Annotated in this window: 17 protein-coding genes; 4 read left to right on the forward strand and 13 right to left on the reverse strand. The window is 73.9% G+C overall.

Translation table 11 applies throughout. The annotated features are described in order from the left end of the window. Positions 1–32: 32 nt before the first annotated feature. From ACF1AG_RS20720 to ACF1AG_RS20745, 6 genes are all read right to left on the reverse strand, one after another. On the reverse strand, positions 33–992 hold the full coding sequence (locus tag ACF1AG_RS20720) for a threonine/serine dehydratase (protein ID WP_387796947.1): 960 nt from the start codon (positions 990–992) through the stop codon (positions 33–35). A gap of 80 nt (positions 993–1,072) precedes the next feature. After that, positions 1,073–1,750 (reverse strand): AIM24 family protein, encoded by a 678-nt coding sequence (locus ACF1AG_RS20725; RefSeq protein WP_359601473.1) that lies wholly within the window; start codon positions 1,748–1,750, stop codon positions 1,073–1,075. A gap of 78 nt (positions 1,751–1,828) precedes the next feature. Next, on the reverse strand, positions 1,829–3,208 hold the full coding sequence (locus tag ACF1AG_RS20730) for a CAP domain-containing protein (protein WP_391810168.1): 1,380 nt from the start codon (positions 3,206–3,208) through the stop codon (positions 1,829–1,831). Between the two features lie 95 nt (positions 3,209–3,303). Further along, a complete protein-coding gene (locus ACF1AG_RS20735; RefSeq protein ID WP_391810169.1) occupies positions 3,304–3,657 on the reverse strand; it encodes a UBP-type zinc finger domain-containing protein in 354 nt (117 codons plus the stop codon). Further along, positions 3,654–5,117 carry an ATP-binding protein gene (locus ACF1AG_RS20740; protein ID WP_359744567.1) on the reverse strand — a complete coding sequence of 488 codons (1,464 nt, stop codon included), beginning with the start codon at positions 5,115–5,117 and terminating at the stop codon, positions 3,654–3,656. Before ACF1AG_RS20740 ends, ACF1AG_RS20735 begins: the two co-directional genes overlap by 4 nt. After that, positions 5,114–6,787: an FAD-dependent oxidoreductase gene (locus ACF1AG_RS20745; protein ID WP_387796941.1), complete on the reverse strand. Its 1,674-nt coding sequence runs from the start codon at positions 6,785–6,787 to the stop codon at positions 5,114–5,116. The genes ACF1AG_RS20740 and ACF1AG_RS20745 overlap by 4 nt, the downstream gene beginning before the upstream one ends. 233 nt (positions 6,788–7,020) lie before the next feature. Between ACF1AG_RS20745 and ACF1AG_RS20750 the strand changes: the two genes are divergently transcribed. Next, a complete protein-coding gene (locus ACF1AG_RS20750) occupies positions 7,021–7,893 on the forward strand; it encodes a universal stress protein (RefSeq protein ID WP_359601468.1) in 873 nt (290 codons plus the stop codon). 14 nt (positions 7,894–7,907) lie between these two features. Here the strand turns inward: ACF1AG_RS20750 and ACF1AG_RS20755 are convergent, their stop codons facing one another. From ACF1AG_RS20755 to ACF1AG_RS20765, 3 genes are all read right to left on the reverse strand, one after another. Then, positions 7,908–9,140, reverse strand: a complete 1,233-nt coding sequence (locus ACF1AG_RS20755) for a DUF4032 domain-containing protein (RefSeq protein WP_359601467.1) — start codon at positions 9,138–9,140, stop codon at positions 7,908–7,910. Positions 9,141–9,193: 53 nt separating this feature from the next. Then, positions 9,194–9,949, reverse strand: a complete 756-nt coding sequence (locus tag ACF1AG_RS20760) for an MBL fold metallo-hydrolase (RefSeq protein WP_359601466.1) — start codon at positions 9,947–9,949, stop codon at positions 9,194–9,196. A gap of 269 nt (positions 9,950–10,218) precedes the next feature. Further along, positions 10,219–10,857 carry an alpha-ketoglutarate-dependent dioxygenase AlkB gene (locus ACF1AG_RS20765; protein WP_359601465.1) on the reverse strand — a complete coding sequence of 213 codons (639 nt, stop codon included), beginning with the start codon at positions 10,855–10,857 and terminating at the stop codon, positions 10,219–10,221. A gap of 136 nt (positions 10,858–10,993) precedes the next feature. Here ACF1AG_RS20765 and ACF1AG_RS20770 point away from each other — a divergent pair, with 136 nt between their 5' ends. Beyond that, positions 10,994–11,599 (forward strand): TetR family transcriptional regulator, encoded by a 606-nt coding sequence (locus tag ACF1AG_RS20770; protein WP_359601464.1) that lies wholly within the window; start codon positions 10,994–10,996, stop codon positions 11,597–11,599. Positions 11,600–11,646: 47 nt separating this feature from the next. After that, a complete protein-coding gene (locus ACF1AG_RS20775) occupies positions 11,647–13,320 on the forward strand; it encodes an FAD-binding dehydrogenase (protein ID WP_391810170.1) in 1,674 nt (557 codons plus the stop codon). A 19-nt stretch (positions 13,321–13,339) separates the two neighbouring features. Here the strand turns inward: ACF1AG_RS20775 and ACF1AG_RS20780 are convergent, their stop codons facing one another. From ACF1AG_RS20780 to ACF1AG_RS20790, 3 genes are all read right to left on the reverse strand, one after another. Continuing rightward, positions 13,340–13,690, reverse strand: a complete 351-nt coding sequence (locus ACF1AG_RS20780; RefSeq protein WP_391810171.1) for a DUF488 domain-containing protein — start codon at positions 13,688–13,690, stop codon at positions 13,340–13,342. A 167-nt stretch (positions 13,691–13,857) separates the two neighbouring features. Then, on the reverse strand, positions 13,858–14,115 hold the full coding sequence (locus ACF1AG_RS20785) for a WhiB family transcriptional regulator (protein WP_359601461.1): 258 nt from the start codon (positions 14,113–14,115) through the stop codon (positions 13,858–13,860). Between the two features lie 107 nt (positions 14,116–14,222). Beyond that, positions 14,223–15,443, reverse strand: coding sequence for a saccharopine dehydrogenase C-terminal domain-containing protein (locus tag ACF1AG_RS20790; protein WP_359601460.1), 1,221 nt, complete (start codon positions 15,441–15,443; stop codon positions 14,223–14,225). Between the two features lie 140 nt (positions 15,444–15,583). Between ACF1AG_RS20790 and ACF1AG_RS20795 the strand changes: the two genes are divergently transcribed. Further along, the gene (locus ACF1AG_RS20795) at positions 15,584–16,321 is read left to right on the forward strand and encodes a TetR/AcrR family transcriptional regulator (protein WP_359601459.1); all 738 of its coding nucleotides are present in this window, start codon (positions 15,584–15,586) and stop codon (positions 16,319–16,321) included. Here the strand turns inward: ACF1AG_RS20795 and ACF1AG_RS20800 are convergent. After that, entirely contained in the window at positions 16,287–17,183 is an 897-nt protein-coding gene (locus ACF1AG_RS20800) for a LysR family transcriptional regulator ArgP (protein WP_359601483.1), read from the reverse strand. The two genes, ACF1AG_RS20795 and ACF1AG_RS20800, sit on opposite strands and share 35 nt — an antisense overlap. Positions 17,184–17,219: the final 36 nt, after the last annotated feature.

The raw sequence follows: 17,219 nt of genomic DNA on the forward strand, positions 1-17,219 counted from the left end.
GCCGGGCGCACGCCTCGCGCGGACCGCCGCGTTCAGCGCAGGGAGAAGTGGTCCGTCCACGCCATCATGTCGGTAGTGGTGGCGTTCCCGCCGCACACCACGAGACCCAGGCTGGCGTCCTCGCCGACCCGCTCCAGCACCCGGCGGGCGGCCGGGAGCAGACAGCCGGCGGCAGGCTCCGCCCACACCTTGGCGTGATCCGCCAGGTCCAGCGAGCCCTGCACCGCCTCCCGGTCCGGCACCACCAGCACCTCCGTGACCAGCTCCGCGACATGGTCGTACGTCAGTTGCGACACGGCGGGCGCGCTGAGCGTGGAGACGATCGAGGACAGCGCGACCGGCACCGGCCCGCCCGCCGCCAGCGCCTCGGACATCGCCTGCGCCCCCTCGGTCTCCACGCCCCACACCCGCACCCCGGGCCGCCGGGCGCGCAGCGCCGCCGCGACCCCGGCGATCAGCCCTCCGCCGCCGATGCTCACCAGCACGTCGGTCAGCTCACCGGCGTCCTCGGCGAACTCCAGTCCCACGGTCCCCTGACCGGCGATCACCACCGGGTCGTCGAAGGGGTGCACCAGGGTCAGGCCCTCCTCCCGCAGCTCCGCGGTGAGGGCGAACGCCCCGGCCATGTCGTCCGTGACCCGCACCGTGGCGCCCGACGCCTGCGCGATCTCCACGGCCCGCACGGGCGCCGAACGCGGCATCACCACGGTCGCCTTCACATCGAGCGCGGCGGCCGTCACCGCCAGCGCGATGCCGTGGTTGCCGCCGCTCACCGCGACCACTCCGGCGGCCCGCTCCGCCCCGCCCAGCGCCAGCAGCTTCGCCGCCGCACCGCGCACCTTGAACGACCCGGTGTGCTGGAGCAGCTCCAGCTTGGCCGTCACCGGCACCCCGAGCAGTGCCGAAAGGCCGGGGCTCGGCACGGTCGGTGTGCGCACCACGTGCCCGGCGATCCGCTCGGCGGCGGTTTCGATGTCGGCGATCTCGATCACGACTGTCACCTTTCCGGCGCGGGGGCGTGATCCGCGCCGTGCCCCAGCCTCACCCGGCGGACGGCCGGGGTCAACGAGGTTCAGCGCTGCTGCGCCTTGTGCGGCGGCGCCTCGCTCGGCCGGACCACGACGTGTCCCTGACCCTGGAGCAGCAGCTGCACCGCCTCGCCCGAGCCGCCGCGCAGCATCGAGCCCAGCGACTGGGAGCGGTGCAGCGAGGTGGACAGGCCCGCCGTCCAGCCGACGATCGCGTCGGTGTCCACGTACACCGGGCTCTGCGGCGTCACCGGGATCACCAGCGGGCTGCCCTCGCAGACCAGGCCCAGCTTGCCGTGCCCGGTGAAGACGCTGTTGAACAGGCCCCCGCCCGTGATGCCGGCGCCTTTCACGGTGGCGATGCGGTAGGACAGCGTGGCGTCGAAGCACAGCACGTTGCGGCCGTTGACGGTGAACTCGTCGCCGGGGCCGATCTCGACGACGAAGCAGTTCTGCGCCTCCTGCGCGAACCAGGCCTCGCCCTGCCCGCGCACGGCCATCAGCGGCAGCCCCTCACCGGTCACCGCGCGCTTGAGCATGCCGCCCACGCCCTGGCCCTTGCGCTCGAACTGGAGGTTGCCGCGGTAGGCGACCATCGCGCCCTGGCGGGCGAGCATCTCGCCGTCGACGGTGTAGCGCAGGCATTTGGCGTTCTCCACCGTCATGCCCGGGGCCGCGGCCGGCTGCACCATGTGCTCACTGGAAAACAGGTCACCCTTCATGGGGGCCATCCTCGCCCGCCCCCCGGCGCCCCGGCCAGAACCGGGCACGTACGACACGACACGAATTCGGCCGCGCGCTCAGCCGCCGAACAACTGCGTCCAGTACGTGCCCGCCCGGCCGCCGCCCGCGAAGCCGACGCCGATGTGCGTGAACCCCGGCCCGAGGATGTTCGCGCGGTGCCCCGGGCTGTTCATCCAGCCGCGCACCACCTCGGCGGCGGACCGCTGCCCGCACGCGATGTTCTCGCCGACCGTGCGGCACCGGGAGCCCGCGGCGGCGGCACGGTCCCAGGGCTTGCTCCCGTCCGGGGCCGTGTGCGCGTAGAAGTCCCGCGCCACCATGTCGCCGCTGTGCGCCTGCGCGGCCGTGGTCAGCAGCGGGTCGCGGGACAACGGCGGCAGACCGGCCCGCGTGCGCTCCCTGTTGGTCAGCTCGACGACCTCCGCCGCAGTGCGGTCCAGGCCCTCCGGGGTGAGCGGACGCGCCCACAGCGCCGTCCAGTACGTGTCCCCGCCGCCCTCGCAGGAGGCCACGGCGGCGTGTGTGAACGCCGGATCGCACACCGTGCGGCGGGCCGCCTCGTGCCGCAGGCAGTGGCCCACGAACCGGTCCACGGACAGCGGCCCGGACACCAGGTGCTCGCCGACGGTGAGGTACGGGTACCCGGCGGCCACCACGCGCCGGTACACCGGCACGCCGTCCGGGCCCTCCACGCCGAGCCGTCCGCCGCGCGCCATCGCCCGCGCGTGCCGGCGGGCCGCCTCGGCCAGCCGCCCGTCGTGCGACACCGGCGGCGAACCGGCTGCTCCGCGCGCGGAGTTGACCAGGTCCAGGAAGTCGCCCCCGGCGGACGGCGGGGCCGCGGGGCGGGGCGGGACGGCCGGGTGCGTCCGCGGGGCGGCCCGGACCACCGGGGCGGGGCTCACCGGCGCCCTGCCGGTGACGACCGGGGCGGTACGGGTGGACACCGCTCCCTCGTCGTCCTCCACGTCGACGCCGAAGTCCCGGGCGAGACCGGCCAGTCCGTCCGCGTACCCCTGACCCAGCGCGCGCAGCTTCCAGCCGTCGCCGCGCCGGTAGACCTCCGCGAGCAGCAGCACCGTCTCCCGGTCGGGGCGCGGCGGCCGGAAGCGGGCCAGCGCGCGTCCGCCGGGGCCGGTGACCTCCAGGACAGGGGAGGGCAGCGCGCTGAGCGGGGTGCCGGGCTCCTCGGGGCTGACGGCGACCGTGACCCGGGTGGCGCCCGCGCGCAGCGCCGCCGGGTCGACGACGAGCGTGTCCCCGCCGAGCCGCGCGCCCGGCGCGGAGGGCTGGTTGTAGAAGACGAAGTCGGCGTCCCCCGACACCTTCCGGCCGTCGTCCGTGACCAGCGCGGACACGTCGAACGGCCCGGGCACCCGGACGGTCACCGCACCACCTGGGAGCGGGATGTTGCCGCCGGGGATCAACTCGCTCATGACACCGCCCTGTTCGCCGTCGTCCGACAGGTGTGGGGTGTCCGGACAACGACGGACGGGGCCCGCGGGTTCCCGGGCCGCCGGAAGGCTGCGGCTCAGCGGTGCAGGGCCCGCGTCCAGTCGGCGGGCACCCGGTCCGCGGGTCCGGGCGCGGGCTGCTCGGCCGGGTGGCTCACCGGCGGCGCCAGCGACGGCCCCGACTCGTACAGCTCGTTGGTGGCGTAGTTCCAGAACCAGTCCTCGCCCGGCTCGTAACTGCTGACCACAGGGTGCCCGGTGGCCCCGAAGTGGGCGGTGGCGTGCTGTCCCGGTGAGCTGTCGCAGCAGCCGACGTGGCCGCACTGCGCGCACCGCCGCAGATGGAACCACCAGCCGCCCGAGGCGTCACAGTCGGCGCAGCCCGCGCCCGAGGGCGGCACGCTGGGGTCGATGGCGTGTTCGGTGGTCATACGGACTCCTCCTGTAGGGGGTCGTCGGAGGCGGGGGAAGTGAGCGGCAGGAGCACCTGGAAGCGGGTGTCGCCCGGCTCGGACTCGAACCGGAGACTGCCGTGGTGCTTGTTGACCACGATCCGCCAGGAGATGTCCAGGCCCAGCCCGGTGCCCTCGCCCACGGGCTTGGTCGTGAAGAACGGGTCGAACACCCGGTCGCGGATCTCCGCGGGGATGCCGGGTCCGGTGTCGCCGAACTCCACCAGCAGGCGGTCGTCCTCCCGCGCCGTGCGCACCGTCAGCGTGCCCTCCCCGTCCGCCTCGCGCATCGCCGCGACCGCGTTGTCCACGAGGTTGGTCCACACCTGGTTCAGCTCCGCCGGGTACGCCGGGACGCGCGGCAGGGTGCGGTCGTACTCCTTGACGACGCGAATGGCCTTGCCCAGCTTCCCCGACAGCATCAGCAGGGTGCTGTCGAGGAGTTCGTGCACGTCGGCGACCTGGAAGGGGGCGCGGTCGAGCTGCGAGTACTGTTTCGCGGCGTCGACCAGGTGGGAGATGCGGGCCGCGCTGTCCTGGATCTCGTTCATGAGCAGCTCGGTCTCGACGGTGTAGTTGAGCCACCCGACCGCGCTCGGCAGCATCTCCTCGTCCACGGCCGCTGCCACCTGCTCCAGCCAGTCCGTGTCCAGTCCCGCCTGCACGAACGTGGGGGCGACCCGCCAGCCCTCGGTCACGCCGTGGTCGTCCAGCCAGTCGGACAGGAGGTCCTCCCGGTCGGACGCCTCCAGCGGGCCGAGCACCGGCGCCTTGGCGACCCGCTCGGCCGTGCGCTCCTGGATCTCGATCAGCCCCGCCAGCGTCTCCCGGTCGTAGGCGCCCTCCGAGATCACGCGCAGCTTGCGGCGCATCTTCGCCACCCGCTCCCGCAGCGAGGCCGTCGCCCGCACGGCCGCCGCGGCCGGGTTGTTCAGCTCGTGCGTGAGCCCCGCGGACAGCGACCCGAGGGCCAGCAGCCGCTCCCGCTGGCCGACCGCCTGCTGGGCGTTCTTCACCCCGAAGAACAGCCCTTCCAGCAGATGCACCGCCATCGGGAACCAGTCCTGCATGATGTCCGCGAAGGTGTCCGCGGGCAGCACGAAGAACCGCGTCGGCTCCGTCACCCGGAGCGAGTTGTTGTAGACCTGCGGCACCCGGTCGCCGAGGTACGCCTGCATCGCCCCCGCGTACACCCCGCGCTGCGAGGTGCGGGTGACCTCCACGTCGTCCCCGCCGACCCGCCGGGACAGCACGACCGTGCCCTCCACCATCACGTAGAAACAGGTGGCAGGGTCGCCCTCGGCGTAGACGGCGCCCGGCTCGTACTGCTCCACCCGGCCGGCCTCGCACAGCCGCCCGAGCTGCTCGGGGGTGAGCTTCTCGAACAGGAACAGGGAGCCGATCTCTTCCGGCAGGCACTCCACCGGCCGCGCGCTCACGACTGCTCCAGGTAACGGTGGACGAGCATCACGGCCATGGCTCCCTCTCCGACGGCGGAGGCGACACGCTTGGCCGACTCCGCGCGCGCGTCGCCCGCGACGAACACGCCGGGCACGTTGGTCTCCAGGTGGTACGGCGGCCGGTCCAGCTCCCAGCCGGCCGGCGGGCGCCCGTCGGCCGTCAGGTCGGGCCCGGCCAGGATGAAGCCGCGCCCGTCGCGCAGCACGGTGCCGTCCAGCCAGTCGGTCAGCGGGGCGGCCCCGATGAACACGAACAGCCACTGCGCGTCCACCACGTCGGTGCCGCCGGCCGTCTCGCGCAGTGTCAGCCGCTCCAGATGGCCGTCGCCGTGCGCCTCCTCGACGACCGTGCCGCACCGCACCGCGATGTTCGGCACCCGGCGGATCTGCTCGATCAGGTAGTACGACATCGACGCGGCCAGGTCAGGACCGCGTACCAGCAGCGTCACCTGCTTGGCGAACCGGGACAGGTACATCGCCGCCTGCCCGGCCGAGTTGGCGCCGCCCACGATGTACACGTCCTGGCCCTGGCAGGCGGGCGCCTCGGTCAGCGAGGAACCGTAGTAGACGCCGCAGCCGCCCAATTCGTCGCAGCCCGGCGCCGTGAGCCGCCGGTAGGACACCCCGGTCGCAAGGATCACGCTGTGCGCGGCGACCTGCGACCCGTCGTCGAACCGCACCACCCGGGCCGCGCCGCCCACGTCCAGGCCGGTCACCTCCCGGGCGCTGAGGATCTCCGCGCCGAACCGGGTGGCCTGCCGCCGAGCCCGATCGGTGAGCTGCGCCCCCGACACGCCGTCGGGGAAGCCCAGGTAGTTCTCGATCCGCGAGCTCTGCCCCGCCTGCCCGCCGGTCGCCGACCGTTCCACCAGCACCGTGCGCAGACCCTCCGACGCCCCGTACACGGCCGCGCCCAGCCCCGCCGGGCCGCCGCCGATCACCACCAGGTCGTAGAAGTCGGCCGCCGGCGTGGTGGCGAGACCCACGTGCGCGGCCAGGTCGGCGGGGTCCGGGTCCACCAGGGGCGTCCCGTCCGGCGTGATCACCAGAGGCAGCCGCATCCCGTCCTCCTCCGCCGCCGCCAGCAGCCGCCGCCCCTCGGGCTCGTCGCACGAGTACCAGCGGTAGGGCACCTGGTTGCGGGCGAGGAACTCCCGCACGTCGGAGGAGCGCGCCGACCAGCGGTGCCCGACCACCTTGGTGCTGGGCACCGGCCGGTGGTCGCTGCGTTTCCACGCCTCCAGCAGGTCGTCCACCACCGGGTACAGCTTCTCCTCCGGCGGGTCCCACGGCTTGAGGAGGTAGTGGTCGAGGTCGACGACGTTGATCGCGTCGATGGCGGCGCCGGTGTCCGCGTACGCGGTGAGCAGCACCCGGCGGGCCTCCGGATGCACGTCCATGGCGCGCTCCAGGAACTCGATGCCGTTCATCCGCGGCATCCGGTAGTCGGCGAGGATCACCGCCACCAGATCGCCGCGCAGCTTCAGTTCGCGCAGCGCCTCCAGGGCTGACTCGCCGGACTCGGCGCGCACGATGCGGTACGACGCCCCGTAGCGCCGCCTGAGGTCCCGCGCCACGGCGCGCGATACACCCGGGTCGTCGTCCACGGTCATGATGACGGTCCGGGCGGCGTCGGCGGGCTGTGACATGCGACCCCCACAGCGTGGTCGGATCCCCGGCGCGGCGGACCGACTCCGTGTCGCGTCCTCCGCACCGGCCCGTGCCCATCGTATGTGCGGGGGCCGCCGGGCGCGCGGGCGTGCGCGAGGTCCGCACGGGAAGGCGAGGACGCGGGGGCGTCGTACGAGGTGACCGCGGTGCGGGGGCGGCGGCCCGGTAGGGGAGACTGGTCGCGCAGGAACACGACTCCGGGAGGAACGGCATGACGCGCCCGATCACGGCAGGGATCGACGGCACCGAGGAGAGCCTCGCGGCGCTGGCCTGGGCGGCCAGGGAGGCGGTCCGCCGGGACCTGCCGCTCAGGGTGGTGCACGCCTGGCGGTACGAGGCGCACGACGCGCTGGAGACCGGGGACAGGGCCGCCCAGGAGCAGTGGGTACGGGACGCCGCCGAGGAGGCGGTGCGCGCCGCCCGGGAACGCCACGGCGGCCTGGACGTCACCACGGACGTGCTTGAGGGCGACGCCGTGGAGACACTGACGGCCGCCGCGGCCGACGCCGGGATGCTGGTGCTGGGCTCGCGCGGGCACGGGCGGCTCGTGGGGTTCCTGGTGGGCTCCGTCGGCCAGCAGGTGATCGTGGACGCCGCGTGCCCGGTGGTGTTCGTCCGGGCCGGCGACAAGGCCTCGGACGAGGTGGCCGGACGCGAGATCGTGGTCGGCCAGGAGGGCGACCCGGAGGACAGCGCCGCCGCGCTCGGTTTCGCCTTCGAGACCGCGGCCCGCCGTGGCGCCACCGTGCGGGCCGTGCGCGCCTGGACGCTGCCGCCGGTGTTCGCGTACAGCCCCGCCTCCCTGCAGCTCCTCGACGAGGCCGGCGGCCTCGAGCCGTTCGAGCGGAAGAACCTGGCGGCCGCCCTCGCGCCGTGGCGCGAGCGCTACCCGGACGTGCGCGTCGTGGAGCACGTGGAGATGGGCAGCGCCGGACAGGTGCTGCTGTCGGTGTCGGGCACGGCCCAGCTGATGGTGGTCGGCCGCCGCGCCCGCCGCTCGGCCGTGGGCGCGCGGATCGGCTCCGTCGCGGGCGGCGTGCTGCACCACGCGGACTGCCCGGTGGCGGTCGTGCCGCCCGCCTGACCCCGGTCGCCCGGCTACTCCTCCGCGGGCCGCAGCGGCTCCCGCCGCTTCGGCAGCACCCGCCGGATGTAGTCCTCGACGGCGGTGTCCAGCCCGATGTCGTGCTGGGCCCGCTCGGACAGGTACCAGCGGTGCTCCAGCAACTCGTGGTAGATCTGCGCGGGGTCCATCTGCCCGCGCAGCTCCGGCGGCACGGACCGCACGGTGGGCCGGAACACCTCGCGCACCCAGCGGTGGGCGAGCACTTCGGGACGGGCGCCGAGGGGGTCGCCCGGGGCGTAGTCGTCCTGGGTGGCCATCCAGCTCTCCAGGTCGTTCAGCAGCCTCCTGGCCTGGTTCTCCTCGGTGTCCAGACCGGTCAGCCGCAGCAGCTGGCGCTGGTGGTGCCCGGCGTCCACCACCTTCGGCACGAAGGTGACCGAGTCGCCGTTGGAGGCGTGTTCGATCTGCATCTCGGCCACGTCGAAGCCGAGTTCGTTCAGGCGGCGGATGCGGCGCTCGATGTAGTGGTGCTTGCCGGCCGGGTACACCGAGGTGCGGGTCAGCTCCTTCCACAGCTCCTGGTAGCGGGCGCAGATCTCGGTGCCGAAGTCGATCGGGTCGACGGAGGGGTGCAGCGCGCCGGAGGCCTCCAGGTCGAGCAGCTCGCCGCTGATGTTGACCCGCGCCAGGTCCAGGTCGTACTCCCGCTGACCGCGCGTGAGTTCGGGGTGCAGGTCGCCGGTCTCGGCGTCCACCAGATAGGCGGCGAAGGCGCCCGCGTCACGCCGGAACAGCGTGTTGGACAGCGAGCAGTCGCCCCAGGCGAAGCCGGCCAGGTGCAGCCGCACCAGCAGCACGGCGAGCGCGTCCATCAGCCGGTGCATGGTGGCCGGCCGCATCGTCGTCTCGAACATCGACCGGTACGGCATGGAGCCGCCGAGGTGCCGGGTGATCAGCACGCACTCCAGTGGCTCCCCGTCCGGGTCGGTGCGGCCGGTCACCACGGCGAGCGGGTCCACCGCGGGGATGCCGATCCGGTCCAGGTCGCGCAGCAGCTCGTACTCGCGCAGCGCGGGGCGCCGGGCGAGCTCCTTCACCGCGACGACCTCGTCGCCGGCGCGGGCGTAGCGCACGACGTGCCGGGAGATGCCGCGCGGCAGCGGCACCAGGTACTTGTCGGGCCACTCCTCCAGCGGCAGGTGCCACGGCAGTTCCAACAGGAGCGCGGGGTGCTCCGGGTTGGTGGCGTTGATCTGCAGTGCCATGGCGGCGGTGTCCTCGTCTCGAAGGTGATCGTCCCGTGAGTGATCGTCTCAGCCTATTGCGCGCGCTCCCGGGCGAGCAGGGCGGCGTCCCGCACAGGGCCCCGGTGGAGCGGGCCGTGCCCGGGCAGCAGCAGGTCGCCTTCCAGCTCCGCCAGCACGTCCAGCGACCGCACGGCGCGGGCGCGCTCACGGTGGAACATGTCGGTCAGCAACTGCGGGCCCTGGACACGGGAGACGGGGTGCCCGCTGACCAGGGCGTCGCCGGACACCACCGCCCCGACGTGCGGCAGGTGGAAGGCGCAGTGCCCGGCGGTGTGGCCGGGCGTGTGCACCGGCACGGGCCGGCCCGGCAGGTCGAGCGGTTCACCGTCGCCGGACACCGGGAACGGCTGGGGCGAGGTGACCGCCACGTTCGCCGTGCCGCCGGCGCGCAGGGCGTGCGCGGCCCACGGCAGCACGCCGGGACGCCAGCCGTTGCGCAGCACCCGCGCCGCGGTCACCTGGTGCAGGAAGTCCCGGCGGGCGTGCGGCACTTCCTCCTTGTGCGTGTACACCGGGGTGCCGTAGGTCGCGTTCAGGAACTCGGCCGACCCCAGGTGGTCGTTGTGCGCGTGCGTGATCAGCACGGCCGCCACCGCCTCCGGCGCGGCACCGACCTCCGCGAGCGATCCGAGCAGTCCCTCGCGGTCGCGGGGGTAGCCGGTGTCGATCAGTGTGACGGCGTCCCCCTCGGTGAGGATCACCCAGTTCGTGCTCGTGCCGTGCACCAGAAAGGTGCCGTCCGCCACCTGCCGCACCGTTGTCTTCATGGTCGCCTCGCCAGTCGTGCCTCGTACCGGTCGAACGAGCACAGAAAAGCAGATCAGGGGGCGTGCGGGCGCGGTCGTCCACCCTTCGGGCATGCCGTCGGCCGGGTCCCGGACAGCCACCGCGTCACCGCCCACCGCCGCACCCCGGGCCCGGACCCCGCGCCCGGCGGCCCCGTGTCGGCGGCCGTCGCTCCTCCCCGCCCGGGTGGACCCGGTGCGGGGGAGGCCCGGCTGGGGAGGACAGGCTTCCGCCGTGGTCCCGGACGGGGTCAGTTCACCCCGCGCGGGCGGAACTGGATGCTGATGCGCGGCCCGGCGGCCTTGTTGCTCTTCGGCACGCAGTGCTCCCACGTGCGCTGGCAGGAGCCGCCCATGACGACCAGGTCGCCGTGGCCCAGCGGGCGGCGCACGGTCTCGCCGCCGCCGACCGGGCGCAGCAGCAGGTCGCGGGGCGCGCCCACGGACAGGATGGCGACCATCGTGTCCTCGCGGGCGCCCCGGCCGATCCGGTCACCGTGCCAGGCGACGCTGTCCCGGCCGTCCCGGTAGTAGCAGAGTCCGGCCGTGGCGAACGGCTCGCCCAGCTCCTCCGCGTAACGGGCGCTGAGCGCGTCGCGGGCTTCGGCGAGGACCGGGTGGGGGAGCGGGGCGCCGACGCCGTAGTACGCCAGGAGCCGCGGCACGGCGACGACCTGGTCGTACATCTGGCGCCGCTCGGCCCGCCAGGGGGCCTCGGAGGCCAGGTGGTCGAAGAGCGCGTCGGAGCCGTGCAGCCAGCCGGGAAGCAGGTCGATCCAGGCGCCCCGGCCGAGTTCGGTGCGGCGCACCCCGTCGAGCGTGCCGAGCCGCAGCTCGTCGTCCTGGTCGAAGAGCGAGCCCTGGAGCGCCGTGAGGTGGTGCGTGCTCATGGGAGCCAGCGTACCCCTAATCGAAAATACGTTCTAGAAAGACCTTCGTCCGGACGGCTGCCCTGCTCCGGGGGGTGTTCGATACACCGGTGTATCGGATACGTTCCCGTATCGGACGGCGGGGAGGGGGCACGGCATGGCGGACACCGGGACCGGGCGCGTCACCGCACGCCGGCTGCGCACCCGCGCCCACCTGCTGGACGCCGCCTTCACCGTCTTCGCGGCCAAGGGCTTCGGGCGCGTCTCCATTGAGGAGATCTGCGAGGCCGCCGGTTACACCCGCGGCGCCTTCTACTCCAACTTCGCCGGCTTGGACGAGCTGTTCTTCGCGCTCTACGCCCAGCGCGCCGACCTGATCGCCGAGCAGGTGGCCGGCGCCCTCGCCTCCGACGGGCCCGACCTCGACGTGGCCGCCGCTGTCCACCGGGTCTCCGAGGTGCTCCTGCTCGACCGCGAGTGGCTGCTGGTGAAGACCGACTTCCTGGTGCACGCCGCCCGCGACCCCCGCGTGGCGCACACGCTCCTCGACCACCGGGCCCGGCTGCGGCGGGCCGTCGCCGACCGCCTGGAGCGGGCCCGCGGCCACACCGCGCTGCCCGCCGTGCTCGGCGACGCCGAGGAAGCCGCGCACGCCGTGGTCGCCGCCTACGACGGCGTCACCACCCAACTGCTGCTGGACCGGGACGTCGAACGCGCCCGGGCCTGGCTGAGACAACTGCTCACCGCGCTGCTCACCGGGTGAAGCCCCGGACGACAGCCTCCGGACGCCACAAGGAAGGGACGGTCGCCATGGATGCCGACGTCATCGTCGTCGGAGCGGGCCTCGCGGGCCTCGTCGCGGCCCACGAACTGACGAGCAAGGGCCGCAGGGTCGCACTCGTCGACCAGGAGAACGCCGCCAACCTCGGCGGCCAGGCCTACTGGTCGTTCGGCGGGCTGTTCCTGGTCGGGTCACCGGAGCAGCGCCGCCTCGGCGTCAAGGACTCCTTCGAGCTGGCGTGGAACGACTGGCAGGGCAGCGCCGCCTTCGACCGGCTCGACGACGAGGACTCCTGGGCCCGGCGCTGGGCGCGCGCCTACGTCGAGTGGGCGGCCGGGGAGAAGCGGTCCTGGCTGGACGGCCACGGCATCACCTTCCTGCCCACCGTCGGCTGGGCCGAGCGCGGCGACCTGCGCGCCGGCGGCCACGGCAACTCCGTGCCCCGCTTCCACATCGCCTGGGGCACCGGCACCGGCGTCGTCGCCCCCTTCACCCGGTACGCCCGTCAGGCGGTGCGCGACCGCCTGCTCACCTTCCACCACCGCCACCGCGTCGACGAACTGGTCCTGGAGAACGGCGCCGCCCGCGGGGTGCGCGGCACCGTGCTGGCCGAAGACGACTCACCGCGCGGCGTCGCCTCCAGCCGCGAGGCCGTCGGCGAGTTCGAACTGACCGCGCAGGCCGTGATCGTCACCAGCGGCGGCATCGGCGCCGACCACGACATCGTCCGGAAGCACTGGCCCGAGCGGCTGGGCACCCCGCCGCGCGAGATGGTCACCGGCGTCCCCGCCTACGTCGACGGGCGGATGCTGGACATCAGCGCCCGCGCGGGCGTCCGGCTGGTCAACCGCGACCGCATGTGGCACTACACCGAGGGCATCCGGAACTGGGACCCGGTCTGGCCGGGCCACGGCATCCGCATCCTGCCCGGCCCGTCCTCCATGTGGTTCGACGCCCTCGGCCGGCGGCTGCCCGAGCCCTGCCTGCCCGGCTACGACACCCTCGGCACGCTCGGGCACCTGCGCACCACCGAGGACATCGCGCCGTACAGCCACTCCTGGTTCGTCCTCACGCAGAAGATCATCGAGAAGGAGTTCGCGCTCTCCGGCTCCGAGCAGAACCCGGACATCACCGCCAAGGACCGCGCCGGCTTCCTGCGCGAACGCGTCCTCGGCAAGGGGGCGCCAGGTCCGGTGGACGCCTTCCTGCGCAAGGGCGCCGATTTCGTCACCGCCGACACCGTCGAGGAACTCGTCGACAAGATGAACGCCCTCACCGACGAGCCGCTGCTCGACGCGGCCCTCGTCCGGCGGCAGATCGAGGCGCGCGACCTGCAGCTCGCCAACGCCTACAGCAAGGACGCCCAGGTGCAGGGCATCCGCAACGCCCGCCGCTACATCGGCGACCGGCTCGGCCGGGTCGCCACCCCGCACCGCATCCTCGACCCGGCGGCGGGCCCGCTGATCGGCGTCAAGCTGCACGTCCTCACCCGCAAGACGCTCGGCGGCATCCAGACCGACCTTGACTCCCGCGCGCTGGGCGTCGACGGCAGCCCGGTCGACGGGCTGTACGCGGCCGGCGAGGTCGCGGGCTTCGGCGGCGGAGGCGTCCACGGCTACAACGCCCTCGAGGGCACCTTCCTCGGCGGTTGCCTCTTCTCGGGCCGCGCGGCGGGCCGGGCGGCGTGCGCGCAGACGGCGTAGCGCCGGCCGGAACGTCGCCTCACTCCGAGAGCAGCCGGGCCAGCACCTCCGCGTGACTGCGCTCCGGCTGCTTGGAGGCGGTCAGCAGGGTCACCGTGCCGTCCCCGGCCAGCTCCCGCACCTGCTCCAGCTGTTCCGCCGCCTCCCGGTCGGCCAGCTCCGCCTCGTAGCGCTCGCGGAACTCCTCGAAGGTGCCCTCGTCGGCGTGGTACCAGCGGCGCAGCTCCGTGGACGGGGTCAGCCCCTTCGGCCACCGGTCGACGTGGGCCGCGTCCTTCGACAGGCCGCGCGGCCACAGCCGGTCGACGAGGACCCGCACCCCGTCGTCGGGCTCGGGCGCTTCGTAGACGCGCCGCACGCGCACGCTCATGGTGGGCCCCTTCCGCCTGGTCGCTGCGAGCCTACTGCGACGCCCGGGCCCGGGCACGGCGAGCGGGACGCCCCGCGCCGTCCCCGGCGGGCGCACACGGAAGCGGCCCCCGGGGAGATCCCCGGGGGCCGCTCGCGCCGTCACTCCCGCACCGCCCGCCTCGTCCGTCAGGCCCTGCCCGACGAACGGCGGGCCGCGATGCGCCGCTTGAGCGCGCGGCGCTCCGTCTCGCTCGTGCCGCCCCACACGCCGATGGACTGCCCCGTCGCCAGGGCCCACTCCAGGCACTGCTCCTGCACGGGGCAGCCGCGGCAGACCGCCTTGGCCTGCTCGGTCTGCAACAGCGCCGGTCCGGAGGTGCCGATCGGGAAGAACAGCTCGGGGTCCTCGGTCCGGCAGGCCGCGCTGTGCCGCCAGTTGTCCATCGAAAGTCACCTGCGTCCGAAGTCGGTGCGCACCCTTTCGGATGCCTTGCTTCCTTTCGGGTGACCTGTCAAGTCGTCGTGAAACAGCGCGATCCGCGTGGAAGCGGTCACTGCTCGCGCAGCCCCCAGGGCGAGCCGTACTCGGTGAGGAGGTCCAGGAACGGTCCGGCCGGGAACGCCTCGGGGCCGAGCACGCCCGCCCCGGACCAGGCGCCGGTCGCCAGCAACTCCAGCGCGACGACCGGGTTGACGGCCGTCTGCCACACCACCGCCTGGCAGCCGTACTCGCTCATCGACCACTGGTTGTCGACCACGTGGTACAGGTACACCTCGCGCGGCGCCCCGTCCTTGGTGCCGCGCACCCAGGTGCCCGCGCAGGTCTTGCCGCGCATGCGGTCGCCGAGGGTCGCCGGGTCGGGCAGGCAGGCCGCGACGACGTCCCGCGGGGAGACCTTCACGGGCCCGTCCGGGCCGGGCACGGTGACCGGCTCGGTGCGGTCCAGGCCCAGCAGATGCAGCGTGCGCAGGGTGTCGGTGAACTCGCGGCCCAGACCGTATTTGAAGGTGACCCGGCCGGCGTCCACCCAGCGGGGGACCAGCAGCACCTCCTCGTGCTCCACGTTCACGCACTCCACCGGGCCGATGCCCTCGGGGAAGTCGAACACCTCGGGCTCGCTGAAGGGTTCGGTGGTGTACCAGCCGCGGTCCTTCTCGTAGACCACGGGCGGGTTGAGGCACTCCTCGATGGTGGTCCAGATGCTGAACGACGGCGCGAAGCCGTAGCCGTCCACCGTGAGGTTCGCGCCGTCGCGGACGCCGATCTCCTCGATCCGGTCGAAGAGTTCGTCGGCCGCGTACCGGGCGAACACGTCCGACAGGCCCGGCTCCACGCCCATGCCGACCAGCGCCAGCAGCCCGGCCTCCTCCCACTCGGCGGCGTGCGCGAACTGCTCGTCGCCCAGCTTCACCCCGCACTCCTCGTACGGCCGTTCGCCGTGGGGACGGGACAGGGACATCGCCATGTCGAGGTAGGCGGCGCCGCCCGCCCGCGCCGCGCGGAACAGCGGCATCACGAAACGGGGATCGGTGGCGTTCAGCAGCACGTCGCAGCCGTGCCGCTCCAGCAGCGCCGTCACCTGCGCCTCGTCGGCGGCGTCGGCCCGCTCGGCACGGAACCGGCCGCCCTCCGGGCCGAGCGCCGCCACCGCGGCCTCGGCGCGGGCGGGGTCGTGGTCGGCCACCACCATCAGCTCGAAGAACGGCCGCCGGGCCGCGATCCGGGTGACGGCGGTGCCCACACCGCCCGCTCCCACCAGCAGTACGCGCATGACGGAGCACTCCCTTTCGTCCTCATGGATCCGCGTGGATCCGGAATGTTCTGCGGGGCCCCTGGCGTGATGAAACGCCGGGGCCGGACGTAAGGTCAATGGCGTTGGCATAAGGGCCGGACGTGACTGGAGGCGGGGACATGGCCAAGCGTGTGGTGCCCGAGGAGCGGCGGAGGCGCCGCAGGCCTACCAGGAGCGGGGTCGTGCTGTCGGAGCGGCTGATCGTGGAGACCGCGCTGCGGCTGCTCCGGGAGCACGGCAGCGCGGGCCTCACCGCCCGCCGCCTGGGACTCGCCCTCGACTGCGACCCGAGCACGCTCTACCGGTACTTCCGCGGCATGGACGACCTGACCCTCGCCATCGGCGACGCGCTGATCGGCCAGGCGCTGGACGGCTGGCACCGCACCGGGCACTGGCGCCAGGACCTGCGCGCCCTCGGCCTGCGCATCCACGCCGCCTACGTCTCCCACCCGCAGGCGGCCGTCCTCACCGCGAGCCGGGTCTCCGGCCGGGCCAACGAACTGGCCGCCGACGAGGCGGTGCTGGACGTGCTGCGCACCGCGGGCTTCCCGCCCGCCGACACCGTCCGCGTCTACCAGGCGTTCATCGACACCACGCTGGCGTTCGCCGCCCTCGACGCCGCCTCCCTCGCGCTGCCCGACGCGGCGCGGCGGGCCGACGAGGACATGTGGCGCTCGACCTACGCCCGGCTGTCCGCCGCCACCCATCCGCGCATCGCCGAGGCCGCTCCGCTGCTCGCGGCCCGCATGGTCGAGAGCGCCTGTCCGACGGCGCTCGACATGCTGCTGTCGAGCGCGGAGCGGGAGCTGGCCGGCCTCACCGTCAGGGGTGCAGAGTCCGGGCCGCCGTCTCCGTGACGGCGTCGGCGACCGCCGCGAGGGCGGGGGAGTTCAGCTTCCACTGCTGCCAGTACAGGGGCGCGTCGGCCTCCCGGCCCGGTGCGAACACCACGACCCGGCCCGCCCGCAGCAGCGGCACCGCCTGCGCCTCCGGCACCATGCCCCAGCCCAGTCCGGCCGCGACCGCCTCGGCGAACCCCTCCGACGTCGGCACGTAGTGGCGCAGGGTGCTCGCCCCCGTGCGGCCCCCGGTGAGTCGGCGCACGAACCCGTCCTGGAAGTCGTCCCGCCGGTCGAACACCACCACCGGCGCGGCGGCCACCGACTCCTCCAGCGGCTCCGTCAGCAGCTCCGCCGCGAACTCCGGGTGCGCCACCGGCAGATAACGCATGGTGCCGAGGCGCCGCACCGAGCAGCCCGGCACCGGGTCGGGGGAGGACGTCACCGCGGCCATCACCGTGCCCTCGCGGAGCAGCGTCGCCGTGTGCGACTCGTCCTCCCGGCGCAGCTCGAAGCAGAGCCGGGACCGGGCGGGGAGCCGGACCAGGGCGTCCAGGAACCAGGTGGCGAGCGAGTCCGCGTTGACCGCGACCGACACCCGCGTCGGCTCCCCGGCGCCGCTCAGCCCCAACTCCGCGTACGCGTCCCGCTCCAGCCGGGCCACCTGCCGGGCCAGGCGCACCAGTACCTCCCCGGACTCGGTGGGCCGCACCGGGCGGGTGCGCAGCAGCAGCACCCTTCCCGTGCGCTGCTCCAGCGCCTTCACCCGCTGGCTGACCGCCGAGGGCGTCACGTGCAGCGCGGCGGCCGCCGCGTCGAACGTCCCCTCGTCGACCACCGCGAGCAGCGTCCGTACCTGGTCCAGCGGAAGGTCCTCCATCACACCGGCTAAGGGTACGTAAGAATCATTAGCTGT

The sequence above is a fragment of the Streptomyces sp. NPDC014764 genome (genome assembly GCF_043082785.1).
Lineage (GTDB): Bacteria > Actinomycetota > Actinomycetes > Streptomycetales > Streptomycetaceae > Streptomyces > Streptomyces althioticus.

Coding starts and splice junctions, on each gene's coding strand:
- ACF1AG_RS20730 (WP_391810168.1), bottom strand. CDS start 3,208: ATGAGCGAGTTGATCCCCGGCGGCAACATCCCGCTCCCAGGTGGTGCG.
- ACF1AG_RS20800 (WP_359601483.1), bottom strand. CDS start 17,183: ATGGAGGACCTTCCGCTGGACCAGGTACGGACGCTGCTCGCGGTGGTC.
- ACF1AG_RS20735 (WP_391810169.1), bottom strand. CDS start 3,657: ATGACCACCGAACACGCCATCGACCCCAGCGTGCCGCCCTCGGGCGCG.
- ACF1AG_RS20775 (WP_391810170.1), top strand. CDS start 11,647: ATGGATGCCGACGTCATCGTCGTCGGAGCGGGCCTCGCGGGCCTCGTC.
- ACF1AG_RS20780 (WP_391810171.1), bottom strand. CDS start 13,690: ATGAGCGTGCGCGTGCGGCGCGTCTACGAAGCGCCCGAGCCCGACGAC.
- ACF1AG_RS20750 (WP_359601468.1), top strand. CDS start 7,021: ATGACGCGCCCGATCACGGCAGGGATCGACGGCACCGAGGAGAGCCTC.
- ACF1AG_RS20745 (WP_387796941.1), bottom strand. CDS start 6,787: ATGTCACAGCCCGCCGACGCCGCCCGGACCGTCATCATGACCGTGGAC.
- ACF1AG_RS20755 (WP_359601467.1), bottom strand. CDS start 9,140: ATGGCACTGCAGATCAACGCCACCAACCCGGAGCACCCCGCGCTCCTG.
- ACF1AG_RS20725 (WP_359601473.1), bottom strand. CDS start 1,750: ATGAAGGGTGACCTGTTTTCCAGTGAGCACATGGTGCAGCCGGCCGCG.
- ACF1AG_RS20790 (WP_359601460.1), bottom strand. CDS start 15,443: ATGCGCGTACTGCTGGTGGGAGCGGGCGGTGTGGGCACCGCCGTCACC.
- ACF1AG_RS20765 (WP_359601465.1), bottom strand. CDS start 10,857: ATGAGCACGCACCACCTCACGGCGCTCCAGGGCTCGCTCTTCGACCAG.
- ACF1AG_RS20770 (WP_359601464.1), top strand. CDS start 10,994: ATGGCGGACACCGGGACCGGGCGCGTCACCGCACGCCGGCTGCGCACC.
- ACF1AG_RS20795 (WP_359601459.1), top strand. CDS start 15,584: ATGGCCAAGCGTGTGGTGCCCGAGGAGCGGCGGAGGCGCCGCAGGCCT.
- ACF1AG_RS20785 (WP_359601461.1), bottom strand. CDS start 14,115: ATGGACAACTGGCGGCACAGCGCGGCCTGCCGGACCGAGGACCCCGAG.
- ACF1AG_RS20760 (WP_359601466.1), bottom strand. CDS start 9,949: ATGAAGACAACGGTGCGGCAGGTGGCGGACGGCACCTTTCTGGTGCAC.